General features: G+C 43.0%; 15 protein-coding genes and 2 pseudogenes. 7 read left to right on the forward strand and 10 right to left on the reverse strand.

The genetic code is table 11. From position 1 onward, the window contains the following. Positions 1-250: 250 nt before the first annotated feature. From OCV36_RS07975 to OCV36_RS08005, 7 genes are all read left to right on the forward strand, one after another. On the forward strand, positions 251-1,351 hold the full coding sequence (locus tag OCV36_RS07975; protein ID WP_135458154.1) for a glycosyltransferase: 1,101 nt from the start codon (positions 251-253) through the stop codon (positions 1,349-1,351). Next, on the forward strand, positions 1,348-2,535 hold the full coding sequence (locus tag OCV36_RS07980; protein ID WP_135458152.1) for a glycosyltransferase family 2 protein: 1,188 nt from the start codon (positions 1,348-1,350) through the stop codon (positions 2,533-2,535). Before OCV36_RS07975 ends, OCV36_RS07980 begins: the two co-directional genes overlap by 4 nt. 9 nt (positions 2,536-2,544) lie before the next feature. Next, positions 2,545-3,204: a sugar transferase gene (locus OCV36_RS07985; protein ID WP_135458151.1), complete on the forward strand. Its 660-nt coding sequence runs from the start codon at positions 2,545-2,547 to the stop codon at positions 3,202-3,204. Between the two features lie 156 nt (positions 3,205-3,360). Next, on the forward strand, positions 3,361-4,239 hold the full coding sequence (locus OCV36_RS07990; RefSeq protein WP_029224798.1) for a LysR family transcriptional regulator: 879 nt from the start codon (positions 3,361-3,363) through the stop codon (positions 4,237-4,239). 99 nt (positions 4,240-4,338) lie between these two features. Continuing rightward, on the forward strand, positions 4,339-5,469 hold the full coding sequence (locus tag OCV36_RS07995; RefSeq protein ID WP_135458149.1) for an efflux RND transporter periplasmic adaptor subunit: 1,131 nt from the start codon (positions 4,339-4,341) through the stop codon (positions 5,467-5,469). A gap of 10 nt (positions 5,470-5,479) precedes the next feature. Beyond that, positions 5,480-8,608: an efflux RND transporter permease subunit gene (locus tag OCV36_RS08000; RefSeq protein WP_135458147.1), complete on the forward strand. Its 3,129-nt coding sequence runs from the start codon at positions 5,480-5,482 to the stop codon at positions 8,606-8,608. Positions 8,609-8,619: 11 nt separating this feature from the next. Further along, positions 8,620-10,122 (forward strand): efflux transporter outer membrane subunit, encoded by a 1,503-nt coding sequence (locus OCV36_RS08005; protein WP_135458145.1) that lies wholly within the window; start codon positions 8,620-8,622, stop codon positions 10,120-10,122. A 116-nt stretch (positions 10,123-10,238) separates the two neighbouring features. Here OCV36_RS08005 and OCV36_RS08010 read toward each other — a convergent pair whose 3' ends face one another. The 10 genes and pseudogenes from OCV36_RS08010 to OCV36_RS08055 all read right to left on the reverse strand — a co-directional run bounded on the left by OCV36_RS08010 (position 10,239) and on the right by OCV36_RS08055 (position 15,170). Further along, positions 10,239-10,691: a hypothetical protein gene (locus OCV36_RS08010; RefSeq protein WP_135458143.1), complete on the reverse strand. Its 453-nt coding sequence runs from the start codon at positions 10,689-10,691 to the stop codon at positions 10,239-10,241. An 87-nt stretch (positions 10,692-10,778) separates the two neighbouring features. After that, positions 10,779-11,062 (reverse strand): annotated as a pseudogene (locus tag OCV36_RS25460) (hypothetical protein). A 26-nt stretch (positions 11,063-11,088) separates the two neighbouring features. Next, positions 11,089-11,538 carry a DUF3291 domain-containing protein gene (locus tag OCV36_RS08020; protein WP_135458141.1) on the reverse strand — a complete coding sequence of 150 codons (450 nt, stop codon included), beginning with the start codon at positions 11,536-11,538 and terminating at the stop codon, positions 11,089-11,091. Positions 11,539-11,631: 93 nt separating this feature from the next. Continuing rightward, a pseudogene (locus tag OCV36_RS08025) lies at positions 11,632-12,089 on the reverse strand (GNAT family N-acetyltransferase). Between the two features lie 90 nt (positions 12,090-12,179). Further along, positions 12,180-12,461 carry a hypothetical protein gene (locus tag OCV36_RS08030; RefSeq protein ID WP_108339090.1) on the reverse strand — a complete coding sequence of 94 codons (282 nt, stop codon included), beginning with the start codon at positions 12,459-12,461 and terminating at the stop codon, positions 12,180-12,182. Positions 12,462-12,520: 59 nt separating this feature from the next. Then, positions 12,521-12,853: a hypothetical protein gene (locus tag OCV36_RS08035; RefSeq protein ID WP_135458139.1), complete on the reverse strand. Its 333-nt coding sequence runs from the start codon at positions 12,851-12,853 to the stop codon at positions 12,521-12,523. An 87-nt stretch (positions 12,854-12,940) separates the two neighbouring features. Beyond that, complete coding sequence (locus tag OCV36_RS08040; RefSeq protein ID WP_135458137.1) at positions 12,941-13,297, reverse strand: hypothetical protein; 357 nt, start codon at positions 13,295-13,297, stop codon at positions 12,941-12,943. Between the two features lie 43 nt (positions 13,298-13,340). Continuing rightward, positions 13,341-13,799, reverse strand: a complete 459-nt coding sequence (locus OCV36_RS08045) for a GNAT family N-acetyltransferase (RefSeq protein WP_135458250.1) — start codon at positions 13,797-13,799, stop codon at positions 13,341-13,343. 186 nt (positions 13,800-13,985) lie between these two features. After that, positions 13,986-14,462, reverse strand: coding sequence for a GNAT family N-acetyltransferase (locus OCV36_RS08050; protein ID WP_135458135.1), 477 nt, complete (start codon positions 14,460-14,462; stop codon positions 13,986-13,988). 291 nt (positions 14,463-14,753) lie between these two features. After that, entirely contained in the window at positions 14,754-15,170 is a 417-nt protein-coding gene (locus tag OCV36_RS08055; RefSeq protein WP_135458133.1) for a GFA family protein, read from the reverse strand. Between the last annotated feature and the right edge of the window lie 52 nt (positions 15,171-15,222).

Below are 15,222 nucleotides of genomic sequence, written 5' to 3' on the forward strand. Positions count from 1 at the left end.
TTTTTATTTCTGTTCTTTGCGTATATGTCAGGTTAAAGCATGCTCCTTATCTCTATCTCTATCGTTATCTTCACCCACTCATTCCGACATTCTGTTTTGATTCCTATTTTGAGAATGACATTAAGATAAAACTGAAACCAACATAAAACATTGATAAATAACGACTAATAAGTTGGCACAACTCGTGCAATTATCTAAGAAGAAAATGAAACCGAAACAACTTAGACCGTTTTATTGCAGGGAGAACATTATGGGAAACCAACTCGCAAAACATGGAAAGAAAGTAATACATGTTGTTCAGCACCTTGCTCCTGGAGGTCTAGAAACACTCACCTTAGATTTGCTCCGCCTTGCTAAACCTTGTGACCAAGTATTAATAGTGAGCTTAGAAGGAACAAAGCAAGAATCTATTGATAATTGGCCAAAACTAAAGCCTTTCCAAAACAAAATCGTGTTTCTAGACAAAGCGCCTGGCGTGCAATTCAATGTCATCCTCAAGTTAATCAAAGCATTCAAAGGAATACGTCCTGATGTGGTTCATACCCATCATATTGGGCCACTGCTTTACGCCGGTTATGCCGCTCGCGTAACAGGTGTCCCTACTCGAATTCATACCGAACACGACGCATGGCACTTAAACAACACCAAACGTCGCCGCTTGCAAGCTCTTGCATTGAAAGCAGCTCAGCCTACTCTAGTGGCTGATGCGACTCGTGTTTATAACCAACTGCGTTCTGTTTTCTCATACGAAAACATCATTACCATCAAGAACGGCGTTGATTGTGACAAATTCAGACCACAACCAATCGCAGGCGCTAGAGCAACACTCAATCTGCCACTCGACAAACATATCATTGGTTGCGCAGGTCGATTGGAACACGTGAAAGGTCAAGACCAACTCATCAAGGCGCTTACCTTATTGCCTACCAACACCATAGTGGCATTTGCTGGCGGCGGTTCTAAACGTGCATATCTGGAAGCATTAACTAACAAACTTAATTTAAATGACCGCGTGGTATTTCTTGGTTTAGTCGATGACATGACAACCTTTTACGGCGCACTAAACGTTTTCTGCCTTCCATCTCGACATGAAGGTTTACCCCTTTCAACTCTTGAAGCTCAGGCTTGTAATATTCCGACTGTCGCGATGAACGTTGGAGCGGTCGATGAAACCTTATGTCCTATCAGTGGCACTCTCGTGAAAAGTGGCAGCATCACTGGGTTAGCCCATGCATTACTGGAAAATCAACATGAACGCTTTCTATCCCCTCGCAGTTACGTGCTAGAAAATTTCGACATAGTGAAAATGGTCGCTTCATATAACGATATTTCTGAAGGAGTTTACGCATGATCGATTGGATACTGGCTGGCCTATGTTTATTCTCTGGAGCCTTGATTGTTTATCATCACGCAGCATACCCCGTATTGTTGCGTTGGTACGCAAAACACCATCCAGTTCGTAGCGTGTGCGAAAGCTCTCGTCGCTACAAAGATGAACAACAAGATTGCACACTTCCAACTGTCACTATCTTGGTCCCTGCTTTTAATGAGGAACAATGGATAGCGGACAAGATTAGAAACCTCGCGGCTTTAGATTACCCGAGAAAGAAACTGCAAGTGATTATTGCCTGTGACGGATGTACTGATAACACCGTCGAGATTGCTCAAATGACCATCCAAGAAGCAATGTGCAGCGATATTTACTTTGAAATACACGACCATGCTCAAAATCGAGGCAAAGTTGCCGTTATAAATGAAGAAGTGACGAACATAACGAGTGACATCACAGCACTGAGTGACGTTTCTGCATTGATATCATTGGATGCACTGTTAATTGCTAGCGCTCATTTTGAAAGTGACAAGGTTGGCGTTGTTAATGCTACTTATCAACTTTGCCCTACTGGAAACGAAGGCGAAAATACTTATTGGCAGTATCAAACTGCCGTTAAAGAGTGCGAGGCGTCGCTCGGTTCTAGCTTAGGTTCTCACGGTGCTTTCTACTTGTTCAAAACGGAATTGTTTGAGCCACTCCCTCTAAATACCATCAATGATGACTTCATCTTACCGATGCAGATCGTCAAACAAGGTTACATCGCAGAATACGAAACACAGATGGTGGCTCTAGAGTTAGAAGAATCAAACCTAGAAACTGACTTCAAACGCCGCTTGAGAATTTCCGCGGGCAATATGCAGCAAGCAATTCGACTATTTGGCCTATTCAACCCCAAATTTAAAGGCATCGCTTTTGCTTTCTTCTCAGGAAAAGGCTTAAGACTGTTAACTCCTTATTTAATGATTGTGTGTTTAGTGTGCTCAATCGTTCTTAGAGATTACTTGGCATTCGAAGTCATGCTTTGGGCACAAGTTGTTGTCTATAGCATCGGTGTACTGGGTTGCATCATGCCTAAGAATCTAATTAATAAACCTATCTCTTTAATTTCATATCTAATCGTTGGTCATTATGCCAACTTCATTGGTGGCATACGTTACCTACTGGGACTTGAAAACTCCCCTTGGACTCGAGCTAATCGTTAAGGACTGACCATGATGAACATTGACCAACTATCAAACCAAAACCTATACCAAAGTAAGATTTCTCGCGCGAAACGCACCTTTGATTTTGTAAGCTCTTTACTCGCGTTAGTTATATTGTCTCCGGTGTTCCCATTTATTGCACTGGCCATTGCGCTGACTTCTCGTGGGCCTATCTTCTATCGTCAACTGCGCGTTGGAAAATCAACACCTTCAAAAATGGAAATCTTTGAAATCATGAAATTTCGCAGTATGTATGAAGATGCAGAAACGCGTTCTGGCGCAGTTTGGGCAACTCAAAACGACCCTCGTATTACACCTGTTGGTCGCTTTTTGAGAAAGACACGACTTGATGAACTTCCGCAGTTATTCAATGTATTGAAAGGTGAGATGTCGCTGATTGGCCCTCGTCCAGAGCGTCCAACGTTTTACAACAAACTGGAAAATGAAATTCCATACTTTGCTGACCGTACATACGGTGTAATGCCAGGTATTACAGGGCTGGCACAAGTGAATCAAGGTTATGACACGTGTATTGATGATGTTCGTCGTAAAGTCGGTTTTGACCACAGCTATGCTCTGAGCCTATGTTCTGTGAAATCTTGGATTGCAGCTGACTTGAGCATCATTACCAAAACAATTGTGGTTATGGTGGATGGGCGCGGTCGATAACGTTAACTCAAGCGACATAGCCAGTGAATAATTGATTAAAATCCAACTAAAACCAATGAGTACGCAATTACTCATTGGTTTTTTCGATTTTATATACCATTTAATATACGATACATGGTAATCATTCCAAGCCTGCATTCGAAGCTGCTTATCACTATGAAAATCGAAGACCTTAAACTATTCACTACCGTTGTTGAGCTTGGCAGTTTTACCGCGGCTGCAAACGCATTAGATCTACCACGTGCAAATGTAAGCCGACGGATCAACGATTTAGAGAAAGCACTCAATATCCAACTGTTCTTCCGTACCACTCGGAGCTTATCAGTTACTAAATCGGGTGAGCTTTACTATAACGAGTTACTGAAAGCGCTTAGTGCCCTCGAAAAAGCCAACCACATGGCGTCTAACCTTTTAGAAGTACCCCATGGCCGTGTAAAAATCGGATTACTCCCAGAGACAGGCGATATCGTTCAATCAACCTTATTTAAGTTTCAAGATTTATACCCCAAGATCGAGCTCGACATAAGAAGTATCAGCAACGGTTTTATCGACATGTACCGCCAAGGTTTAGACCTTGCAATGCATGGCGGCCGCTTAAGTGATTCGAACGTAGTGGCGCGTAAGGTAATGGATTTACAACGTATTTTTGTTGCTAGCCCGGAGTACATTAAGAAATATGGCCAGCCTTCGGCGCTTGAAGAACTCTCTAGATTACCATTTGTTTGTTTCCGCTGGCCAAGCGGCGACGTAGATAAAGAATGGGAGATATCAGACCACGTAGTCAAGGTTGAACCTTCTATCGTGAGCGATAGTATTGGTTTCGTTAAAGGTGCATCGACACGTCATCGAGGCATCGCTCTGTTACCAGAATTGATGGTAAGGCAAGAGCTCAAAGATGGCTCTTTGATTAACCTTTTCCCTATCGACACCATGCAAAAAGATGAAGCTTGGTTATTGTATCCACAACGTAAAGCTTTGAGCCATGCCAGCCAATTATTGATTGATTTCTTATTACAAGAACTGCCGAAATTATAACTATTGTCACGATTAACGTGACAGTGTTATACCGTTAACACTGATTATCTCTGCCTCACATCTAGATAGAATTGCCCCATCAATATTTAGGAGCAATTCATGATGTCTATCTATCGCCACTCGCTACTTGCTGCAACTCTTCTGCCTCTTATTGGTTGCAACCAATCCGTTGCCACCGCGCCATCAGTTGTTTCTGAGCCATCCGCTATTTTCGAATCAATCAAAGAAGAACGTCCGATTCAAGTCATTCGGCTTGAACCGTTAGCGCATCAAGCTCAAAAGTCGTTTACAGGAAAACTGCAATCGTCCGAAACCGCTGGCGTGGCATTTCGTGTTCCGGGCACCATCCAAAATATTTTGGTTTCTACGGGCGACACCGTGGTTAAAGGCCAACCTTTAGCTGAACTTGACCCTCACGACTATCAAGTCGCATTGGAAGAGTTACAAGCACGCGCTTTAGAAGCGAAATCAGCACACAAACTTGCCAAGGCAGAGCTAGCGCGTGTACAACAAGCGATTGATGACAACGCCATTGCCAACGTAAATCTTGATCGAGCAATCAGTGGTTACGAACGCAGCGAAGCGGCCGTAAAAGTCGTTGAGCAAAACATTCGCCGCGCTAAAGACACGATTCGTTACACCCAACTGCTCGCGCCTTTCGATGGAATCGTTGCTTCGTCGAACTTCGACAAATATGAGCAGGTTCTACCGGGCATCTCTGTGTTTACGATTCACAACCCAGACCAACTTGAAGTTACAATTGATGTCCCTGAAAACCTCATTCATAAATTCAGCCCAGAGCAACAATCGCAAATTAGCTGGTATGGTTCAAAGCAAGATCTTACGGCTTACGCCAGTGAGATTTCTACCCAACCTCACCCAATCAAACAAACTTATTCGGTGACCTATCGTTTAGCGCCACTCGATAATACGCAATTATCTAGACAGCTCTTACCGGGTAAAGCCGTAACGTTATCTACTCAACTGGGTGAAATATCTAATAACTTCTGTCTGCCTTATTCAGCCATTGTGAATCAATCGGGTATTGAGCAAGTGTTCACGGTCGAAAATGAACAAGCACAAGGTGTGATGGTTAATGTCGTCTCATTCAACAAAAATTCAGCGTGTGTTGAATCTACATTGAAAGATGGTGACTACGTTGTCGTTAGCGGTTCTCAATACGTGATCGAAGGACAGCATTTTTCCAACATCCAAGTTAAGAGCCTGTAGGTAAACCATCATGAATCTAGCTGATTTTGCGATCAAACAACGCACCTTCATCCTGTTCTTCACTGCATTGAGTGTTATCGCAGGCCTGTTTTCTTATTTTGATTTGGGCAAACTTGAAGACCCAAGCTTTACCATCAAAACCGCAGTTGTCGTCACTCTATACCCTGGCGCTTCAGCCGAAGAAGTTGAACAACAAGTCACTGACACCGTTGAAACCAAACTTCAAGAAATGGCGACATTAAACCGACTCCGTTCGCTGTCTCGCCCTGGTATGTCGATGGTATTTGTAGATTTGAAAGAGTCACTACAATCAGAGCAGCTACCACAAGAGTGGGATCTACTGCGTCGTAAAGTGTCTGATATGAAGTTACTTCTTCCTAGTACAGCGCAAATCAGCGTTGTGCAAGACGAGTTCTCTGAAGTGTATGGGATGCTTTTCTCAATACACAGTGAAGATGCATCACCTGTCGAACTGCGCCGTTACGCAGAAGAGCTGCAACGACGTATTAAAACCGTTGATGGCATTAAGAAAGTTGAGCTACACGGTGTTCAACCTCGCGTCGTACATATTGATATCCCAGACGAACGACTGGCTCAATACGGCCTATCGATGGCACAAGTATGGAGCCAACTGAACACGCAAAACACCACATTTGAAGCGGGTAAATTCGCAGCAGGTGGCGAGAGAATCCGCGTTCAACAATCAAGTGAGTTTTCATCTCTAGAAGACATCAAAAACTTAATGCTTAAAGGCGGTGTGAGCGAACTCGGCACTGGCCTAATTCGCCTTGGTGATATTGCTGAAGTTACCATGGGTTACCAAGAACCAATGATGACAGAGAACCGTTACAACGGTTCACCAGCGGTGACATTAGCGATGAGCCCTGTTACTGGCGTAAACGTGGTTTCATTAGGCGATGACATCAACCGTATCGTTAATGAGTTCCAAGCGACTCTGCCACTCGGTGTCGATATCGCAACCGTTGCAAATCAACCTGAAGAAGTACAAAAATCGATTGATAACTTCGTCAACAACTTGGTTGAGAGTGTTGCGATCGTATTCATCGTGCTTGCTGTTTTCATGGGTCTTAAGAGTGCCACTATCGTTGGTTCAAGCTTGATCCTGACTATCTTGTTAACCCTTGTTTATATGAACTTGACGTCTATCGACCTGCATAGGGTGTCATTAGGCACGTTCATTCTAGCGCTAGGCATGTTGGTTGATAACGCGATTGTTATTACAGACATGATGATCGTTAAGATAAACAACGGTGTAAATCGCACCAAAGCAGCCATCGATTCAGTAAAAGAGACGGGAACTCCTCTGTTTGGGGCGACCATTATTGCTATTATGGGTGCAAGCCCGGTTATCTTCTCAAAAACAGATGCTGCCGAGTTTTCTAGCTCAGTATTCTTAATCATCGCATCGTCTTTATTGTTGTCTTGGTTTGTCGCGATGACCTTCACAGCACTGATGTGTTGGATCTTCATCAAACCAACGAAACAAAAAGAAAATACTAAAGTCAGCTTATACCGTAAGAGTGTTAATTGGACCGTAGATAACCCGTTAAAAGCATTGAGTGCTCTGGTTCCATTGATATTAGTGACGGCGCTCGCCATCCCAAGTATTGCTGTTAACTTTATTCCTCAAGCCGACCGACCTATCCTTTTCTTGGATTACTGGTTGCCAAATGGCGCGAAGGTTGAGCAAACATCGGAAGACATGAAACGCATTGAAGCTTGGTTATTAGAACAACCAGAAGTAACCAGCATTTCAACCTATGTCGGTGCCGGTGCCCCACGTTTCTCTGTAACCATCGAGCCAGAACCGTTCGACCCTGCTTACGGCCAGATCCTAATCAACGCGACTGACTTCCCATCATTGAGCCCGTTGATTGCTCGTGGTGACAAGTGGTTAACTGAAGAGTTTCCAAACGCCGATCCACGCTTTAGAAGCTTAAAACTGGCGACTTCAGACAAGTTCAGCGTAGAAGCACGTTTCTCTGGCCCTGATGTCGACGTTCTACACAACCTATCGGAGCAAGCCAAAGCGATTCTAGCGGCTCATCCAGATACTAAATACGTTCGCGATGATTGGCGTCAGAAGAGTAAAGTGCTTGAACCTATCATCAACCAAGACAAAATTCGCTTAGCGGGAATTAACCGAGCAGACATCGCCTTTGCAATGAAGCGTGCGTCTGAAGGCATGCCTCTTGGCCGAATGAACCTAAACGATGAGTTGGTAACGATTCAACTACGTGGAACTGAAAGCTCCATTGAATCACTAGAAACACTGCCTGTGCGTTCACTTCTTGGTTTGCACAGCGTGCCACTCGGTCAAGTGATTGATGGATTTGAACTGACCAGTGAAGAAACCATGATTTGGCGTCGTGACCGAGTGAAAACTATTACAGCACAAGCAGGTGTTGGTCGTTACACCACGCCAGCGGCAGTGAGAAACTCAATCAAAGATCAAATCGAAGCGATTCACCTACCTTATGGTTACAGCCTTGAATGGGGTGGCGAATATTACGACGAACACAAAGCCGTGAGCGATATTCTCAAGCAACTTCCAAAAGCAATCTTGTTGATGGTGATTATCTTGGTGGCGATGTTCAATGGTTTCAAACAGCCCGTCATCATCTTCACTACCCTGCCATTGGCTGCGACAGGCGCAACGTTCAGCTTATTGCTGCTGGATAAACCGTTCGGATTTATGGCATTGATAGGTGCAGTAACACTCACCGGGATGATCATCAAAAACGGCATCGTGTTGATGGATCAAATTGAGCTTGAGCGTACCAATGGTCGTTCATTACCAGACGCAATCAAAGAAGCAACCGTAAACCGAACCATGGCTATTTCAATGGGTGCATTAACGACTGCTCTTGGCATGATCCCACTACTAACCGACCTGCTGTTCGACCAAATGGCCGCAACCATTATCGGTGGTCTTGCCGCTGCAACCGTGTTGTCATTGTTCGTAATGCCAGCGTTATACAAACTCTTCTACCGCTCAGAAGAGAGAGTGACTACGGTAAGCGAAGCCATTCAAGATGCGATTGTCGTCCTTGACGCAACATCCAATGGCACAGTAAGTGGAACTACAAATGATAACCAACCAAACATTAGTAAATAAGGAGCATAAACATGTATCTATTACCTCGGTTTAAAGTGGCTCCTATTGCCTTAGCATTACTGCTTACAGGTTGTGCGGTTGGCCCGGATTATGAAGAACCACAAACAACAATGGCTGAAACTTTTCTCTACAGCCAGAATAGCGAGAACCACAGCGAGACAAACCAACAACACCGTCACTGGTGGACGCAGTTTAATGATCCTACGCTAAACCAATTAGTGACCGATGTTCAAAACCAAAACATCCCACTAAAATTGGCGGCAGAGCGTATCAAGATGGCCAACTCGTATAAGAGTGTCGTTGAATCTTTCAAAGTGCCTACCGTGAATGTTGGCGGCGGTTACTACAACTATCAACTGAGTGAGAACGACTCCCTACTCGGGCCCGTATTTGGTGCGTCAGACGCAGTTGAATCTGCAACAGGTATGTCGTTATTGGAAGCGCAACACGATGGCGGTTTCTTAGGTGCGAGCATCGCGTGGGAAATGGACTTGTTTGGGCGTATCGATAAGCAGTCCAACGCCGCAACGATTCGTATTGAACAAGCTGAAATATTCCAATCAGGTTTGAACACATTGATTACCGCAGATGTGATTCACAACTATCTGCAATACCGTGGCGCACAAGAACGTAAAGCGATTGCCCTTGAGAACATTCAAGATCAAAAGCAAACACTGAAACTGGTCACCAAAGTTGTAAGAAGTGGTTATGGTTCTGAACTAGACCTTGCTCAAGCCAAAGCAATGCTTGCCGGAACAGAGTCTATCGTGCCGCAATTAGAGATAGCCGAGCAAGTTCACAAGCAGCGTATGGCAGTGTTGTTAGGCGAATCACTTACGAGCGTTAATCAACGCTTAGCTGGCGAATTTACCTTGCCAAGAATGACAGACGTTATCCCTACGGGGTTGCCTTCTGACTTGTTAGAACAACGCCCAGACATCCGAATTGCAGAACGTGAAATGGCCGCGATTAACGAAGAACTCGGCGCAAGCATTGCTAATCGCTATCCAAAGTTCTTCCTAACGGGCACGCCAGGTGTCACCGCAGGTAGCTTTGATGATCTGTTCAGTAGCGACTCGTTCGGTTGGGCTGCATCTGCAGGCATCAGTTGGAATGTGTTTGATGGTGGGCGCGGCGAAGCCATGGTGGAAATGAATGAAGCTCGATTCAGATCAGCAGCGCTCAATTACCAACACTCGGTAGACAGCGCGTTTGCAGAAGTAGACTCAACATTGTTCGCTTATGGCAGAAGCCAAGAAAACCAAAAGCGGATAGATGAAGCAACAGACGCCGTGGACAACGCCGTAAGCAAAGCGAAGTCATTATACAAAGCTGGCCTAGTAGATTACTTGTCGGTGTTGGATGCCCAGAGACAACAAAAAATGATGCAAGACCGTCAAGTCGCAGCCAAACTCCAGACGGCCAATACCACCATTGCGGTGTATAAAGCTTTGGGTGGGGATTGGAAAGTCGCAAACAAAACGCAGGATGTTGAATTAGCTCACGTTAACTAGGCTCGTAGCTCTCAGTTTTCTGCTGAATGATGTAATAAGCCTAATAAAAAATACCGCCGATATCGTCGGCGGTATTTTTGTTACTGAAAGTTGCTGTGGCAATTGTGCACCCATGTTTAACGGATACGTACCTTTCCAACTGGGTTTAAACGACTAAATCGGTATTTAGGGTAATAGACCCAAAACAGTTCTTCGTTCTTAGAGTCTTGAGCTATCAATAACTCAACCTCGCCAGAGTTAATCACAATACGTACTTTACTTTTTGACAAAGGTTTCGTTCTATTCATCGTTACGTAGTTACTACTTCTCAAAGAATCTAACAATTTAGATTCCTCAAACTCCTCATGAGCCTCCACAACGAAACTCGACACGCTCAGCTCTTCAGCGAGGATTTTTCGGATTTGATACTTCTGAGAGAGAAACAGAACGATACTGATTGCTGCGACTCCACTTAATAGAATCAACGCTTTTATATTTTTACGCCAGACCCCAACAAAAAGAACTGAAAGTAAGCTTACAATAAAAACTAAGGAGGTAACCGTAAACCAAATATCTAAATAATCGCCCATAATTACCCTATTCACCTCAACCTAGTTTAAGTACCCCTGATCATGTCTTCCATGACGAAAGTGAACTATTTACGCGACAACCAATGACTAGGAATTAGACGCTTCGTTGCTGTCTGTATCTACGGTTTTGATCAGAGGACCAGCGCACTCGACAAAATCACCGATATCGAAAGTATCTGGCGCATCGGCTCCGCCCGTCACACCAAAACTGCCTTTCACCGTTGGATCCTTCTCTGTCTTATCTACGCTCTACTTTATAAGTGTGACCATCAGGAAGGAGTTTGGCACACTCTTCCAGTGTTGAAGCGGTAGCACCCATGCTAAAACCGAATCAACACACTGCATACACTACTTTTCATTTTCAGCATAATAAAACCTCTCGAAGGCTATATAAACGCTACTTTGGCGCTTCTGATACTGTAAAATTGGTTTTAAAAGTGAAGGCATATGGCGTATCACCGATTCCTCGGAGGCGTTCAAGTCGCTCTATCGCTTCTTCTAGCGTTGGAGTATGGCCTTCTTCAATCCACCAAAGAACATAAGTATCTTTAGGTAAACGATGAAACCAATCACCCTTTCGGCGCATAAAATCACGGTGATGCGTGCGGAACATGAAGTTCTTTAACGAATCCACAGAGTCCCACACCGACATGTTCACAATCATATTTGGATCATCAAAAGCTTTGATATTGGTTGCGTCACCAGATTCATCTTTCAGACGCCAAACGAACCCTTCACTGCTTTCTGCGATTCCATTAACCAACTCTAAGTTATCGACAAATTCTTTGATTTCTGGCGCATCTAACGGGTATTTCGCCAAAGCGATATTTAACTGAGCTAATTTCATAACGTTTCTTCCTTGATAAATTATGAGTAAAACACTTCGGATACACTTAACCTTCTAAGCCCCGCTTTTTATAACGAATCGAAATACTCACGCCTAGAAGTAATCTGGTATTCGTCCATCAAACTCAAAAGAGTCGCTTGAAATATACATACAATCTGAGCCTACTATGCCCACAAAGCCAAGCCTATTGTAAAATTGATGCTCAATGTCGCTGTGTAGGTATAAAGCCTTACAAGTATGACGAGTGAATAACTCCGTTTTTACCAAGTTGATCAATTCAGACGCATAGCCTTGGTGTCGTAATTCTTGAGGCGTAGCCAAAGAGCCAATACCGAACATCCTTTTGCAAGGCCAAACATGTCACTGTAAACGATAAGAGACGACACGACTCTATCCTTCTCGATTAACACATACCAAGTCCCAGATAAGTACTTTTCACTTTTACGACAACCTGTTAAGTAATCGTCTAACGTCAAGCCATCACCCCAAACATCGAAGCCCATTGTATAAATGGTATCTAACTCGTGAAGATCTGCTTTTCTTACGTGCATTACTTTAAATATCCTGACTCAACGAACCCATGTAATACCGCATTACCTAGACAACGACGACAACTCATAAACTCTCGGATACGAACCAAACTAAAGAACAGCTACGCCTTCAACTTCAATTACTGAGTTAACATTAGCGCGCTCGATTATCTTGAGCAGCGTCGTTTGGATTAGCTCATTATCTCGGATTTCGGTTTCGCAAGAAAAACGCTCTTCCTGGACACCATCGCCCTCACCCAGCATAAATTGAACTGCGACTTCCGTTGCGAGATCTTTGGTCGTTCCGTAATACGCTAACGTGATTTTTGGGTATCCGTTGTCGCCTTTTTTAACCTGCTTCGCGATACGTTTTTTAGCTTTATCTAAATTCATACAACTTCCTTTTAAGGCTGAAACTAAAATGAACAAACGTCTGATATTTCTTAGCTTTACTATAAAGCATTACCACAGTCACTACATGATTTAATGGATGACAATCCGCTTTTTCTTACGTTAGTTTTTCCACAAGAACCACAAAATTTCAAAGAGTGGACATTGTAAATGGAAACTAAAGTAACCAATGGAACCCAGACCAACAATTTTGCTCCTCCACCGCCCGAGAAATAGATATAGCCGATTAAGAAAACACCAAAAGTAACAGTCTGGAAAGTCCACAACGCTTGTTTGAACTTAGCGTTTTTGATGACAAAAAATGTAAAAAATCCAATCACGCTACTGATAAGCCCATAAGCAATAAACCCTATAAAAATTTCTTGTTGACTCATAAACTGTCCTTGTTCATATAACGTTATCTGAAGTTGGGTAAAATATAATGAAAGCGCCACGCATTAAGTGTCTATTCTACAGAAAGGCTAAAACTCATCATGAGTATCGCGCTCTTGGTGCGCGGGAAAAGCAATTTCAAGGACACCATTCACGTTAAGAGTGAACAAAACACTTCCGCGCTCAACGCCCTCTTCATTCATATCAGAACAACCACGAAAAACTTCCCAGTCGAACGAATAATCAAGCTGGTACTGTTCACCGCTATTGTAGGAAACATTTCTGATTACAATACCATTTGGGTTGTGAGCCATATGATCTATGTGGGATAAATCTGGGATGAGCTTACGTTCGAAATCACTTTTGTTTTCAGCTAAAAATGCAGCTAATTCGGGGCATAGCACAGCGCCATTGATTATCGGTTTAATAGAATTAAAAATGAACATTCTCAAACACTCCTGCAGCTTATTAAACTTATTGGATTCAAGCTCAAACTCTTGACATCATAACTATATCTATTAATTCTTCTTCAACGAGTACAGCTTTACGCTTTGTACCTTCGATTTCAAAACCGAATGATTTGTACAACGCCAGTGCCGCTTTGTTGTTAGCGTGAACTTCTAATTCAATACGAGCTAAATCGAGTTCATTCTCACAATAAGATAACAAGTGCTCCATTAAGAAACGACCAACGCCTTTGCCTCGTGACGCTTTGGCGACAACAATACCAAAAGACGCCGAATGCTTGAGTCTTGGTTTTTCAGTCGTGATAATAGCCAAGTGCCCAAACACTTCTCCACCGGTTTCAACAGCCACGAAATTGTGCTGGCTACCATTGAACATTAAGTCGAATTCTTCCCGTTTTATATCGGGTGAGTAGCGATTGTTGTTAACTACTTCCTTCTCAATATAAATATCATATAAGGCTGATAAATCAGCTGGACTCATTGCTCTAACTTTCATAAACCACCAGAAATTATAAACAGAATAAACGCCCTATCAGATAACGAACAACGTTACCAACGCACTCAAACTTATCGCCAAAATCAAACTTACCACCAAAATCCAAGAAGCTAAACCAAGTTAGAAATGATAAGCGTAGTCAGTATGTTTAAGTTGATTGTGATGTAGAGACTATCCACCGATTTTTTTTGACATGTTGAAACCTGTAACCTCAAAGCCAACATCTTTATATAACTTCAGCGCGCGTTCATTGTGATAAGCAACCCTAAGTTTTATTTGATTGATACCAATAGCTTTTAGTTGAATTTCCAAAGCAGAAATTGACTGAGTGCCGTAGCCTAAACCTCGACACTCACTCGAAACAAAGAAGTCGTATATAAAAGTGGATTGATCACTGACGTTTATTGAGTGCCAGAGATAACCCACTAACTTAGCCTCACCATCCATTTCTGCATCAATGCACAATAGCGAATGTTCATTACCTTGAAGCCTCTTGGGGAAACAACGGATCAAGTCCTTTTTCGCTAATTCGATGGCGACGTCTAAAGAATGCCCATAGTTCTTCGCTATCTCCTGACTGTAATCATCAATAAAATACTGACAATAAGCCGGATATTCTTCTTCGCGCATCACTCTAAGTACAACCATATCATCCCTTCTTTACGTTAAATTCAGTTCGCATATCGCGACAGTTTCTTTTGTTATCCCCAAAAACCTATCACGCTTGTGAGTAAATATATTGGTAATGCTGGCCACATCATTAACAGACTCAAATTATAGGTCCAATCAGATTGAAGTTCGTAAGACGAGCTTATATGGCTATGTTTAAGTATGAGCAACGTAATACAGAGGCTCTGCATTGCGCCTTAATCACTGAAACCTATTAGAAGTAAAACTGCCACGCGTTGTAAATCAGGTTAAATGCTTGTATATATCTGATTACACCTTATCCGCAAAGTAAGTCATGATTTCTTCGGTAGTCATTTCCTTAGTTTCATTCGCAAAGCAATAATAGCTTGGGCGCATGTCACTAAAATACTGTATGTCCATTTCCAACCCTTCTAAATCTGGAAACAAACCAACTGGCATATTGTACTCGCCTGTTTCTTTGAATTTATAGAACAAATGGGTGCCACACTCAGAACAAAAACCTCGAGAAGCCCAAGAGGAAGACTTGTACATTTTTACTTTATCAACCCCTTCTATTTTCACTTGAGTACCACATTTCACAGCAAAAAATGGAGTACCTCCCCAAGTTCGACATGACTGACAATGGCAAACCGTAAACTTAGGATTGATGTTTTCAGCCTTGATTTTTACCACACCACAAAGACAACTAGCCTCAGAATATGACATTGAAATAGCTCCTAAATTGATGAAACATATAACGCCGAGTTAAGTAATGATC

Origin of the sequence: Vibrio echinoideorum (assembly GCF_024347455.1) — a bacterium.
GTDB classification, from domain to species: Bacteria; Pseudomonadota; Gammaproteobacteria; order Enterobacterales; family Vibrionaceae; genus Vibrio; species Vibrio echinoideorum.

Coding starts and splice junctions, on each gene's coding strand:
- OCV36_RS07975 (WP_135458154.1), top strand. CDS start 251: ATGGGAAACCAACTCGCAAAACATGGAAAGAAAGTAATACATGTTGTT.
- OCV36_RS07980 (WP_135458152.1), top strand. CDS start 1,348: ATGATCGATTGGATACTGGCTGGCCTATGTTTATTCTCTGGAGCCTTG.
- OCV36_RS07985 (WP_135458151.1), top strand. CDS start 2,545: ATGATGAACATTGACCAACTATCAAACCAAAACCTATACCAAAGTAAG.
- OCV36_RS07990 (WP_029224798.1), top strand. CDS start 3,361: ATGAAAATCGAAGACCTTAAACTATTCACTACCGTTGTTGAGCTTGGC.
- OCV36_RS07995 (WP_135458149.1), top strand. CDS start 4,339: ATGATGTCTATCTATCGCCACTCGCTACTTGCTGCAACTCTTCTGCCT.
- OCV36_RS08000 (WP_135458147.1), top strand. CDS start 5,480: ATGAATCTAGCTGATTTTGCGATCAAACAACGCACCTTCATCCTGTTC.
- OCV36_RS08005 (WP_135458145.1), top strand. CDS start 8,620: ATGTATCTATTACCTCGGTTTAAAGTGGCTCCTATTGCCTTAGCATTA.
- OCV36_RS08010 (WP_135458143.1), bottom strand. CDS start 10,691: ATGGGCGATTATTTAGATATTTGGTTTACGGTTACCTCCTTAGTTTTT.
- OCV36_RS08020 (WP_135458141.1), bottom strand. CDS start 11,538: ATGAAATTAGCTCAGTTAAATATCGCTTTGGCGAAATACCCGTTAGAT.
- OCV36_RS08030 (WP_108339090.1), bottom strand. CDS start 12,461: ATGAATTTAGATAAAGCTAAAAAACGTATCGCGAAGCAGGTTAAAAAA.
- OCV36_RS08035 (WP_135458139.1), bottom strand. CDS start 12,853: ATGAGTCAACAAGAAATTTTTATAGGGTTTATTGCTTATGGGCTTATC.
- OCV36_RS08040 (WP_135458137.1), bottom strand. CDS start 13,297: ATGTTCATTTTTAATTCTATTAAACCGATAATCAATGGCGCTGTGCTA.
- OCV36_RS08045 (WP_135458250.1), bottom strand. CDS start 13,799: ATGAGTCCAGCTGATTTATCAGCCTTATATGATATTTATATTGAGAAG.
- OCV36_RS08050 (WP_135458135.1), bottom strand. CDS start 14,462: ATGGTTGTACTTAGAGTGATGCGCGAAGAAGAATATCCGGCTTATTGT.
- OCV36_RS08055 (WP_135458133.1), bottom strand. CDS start 15,170: ATGTCATATTCTGAGGCTAGTTGTCTTTGTGGTGTGGTAAAAATCAAG.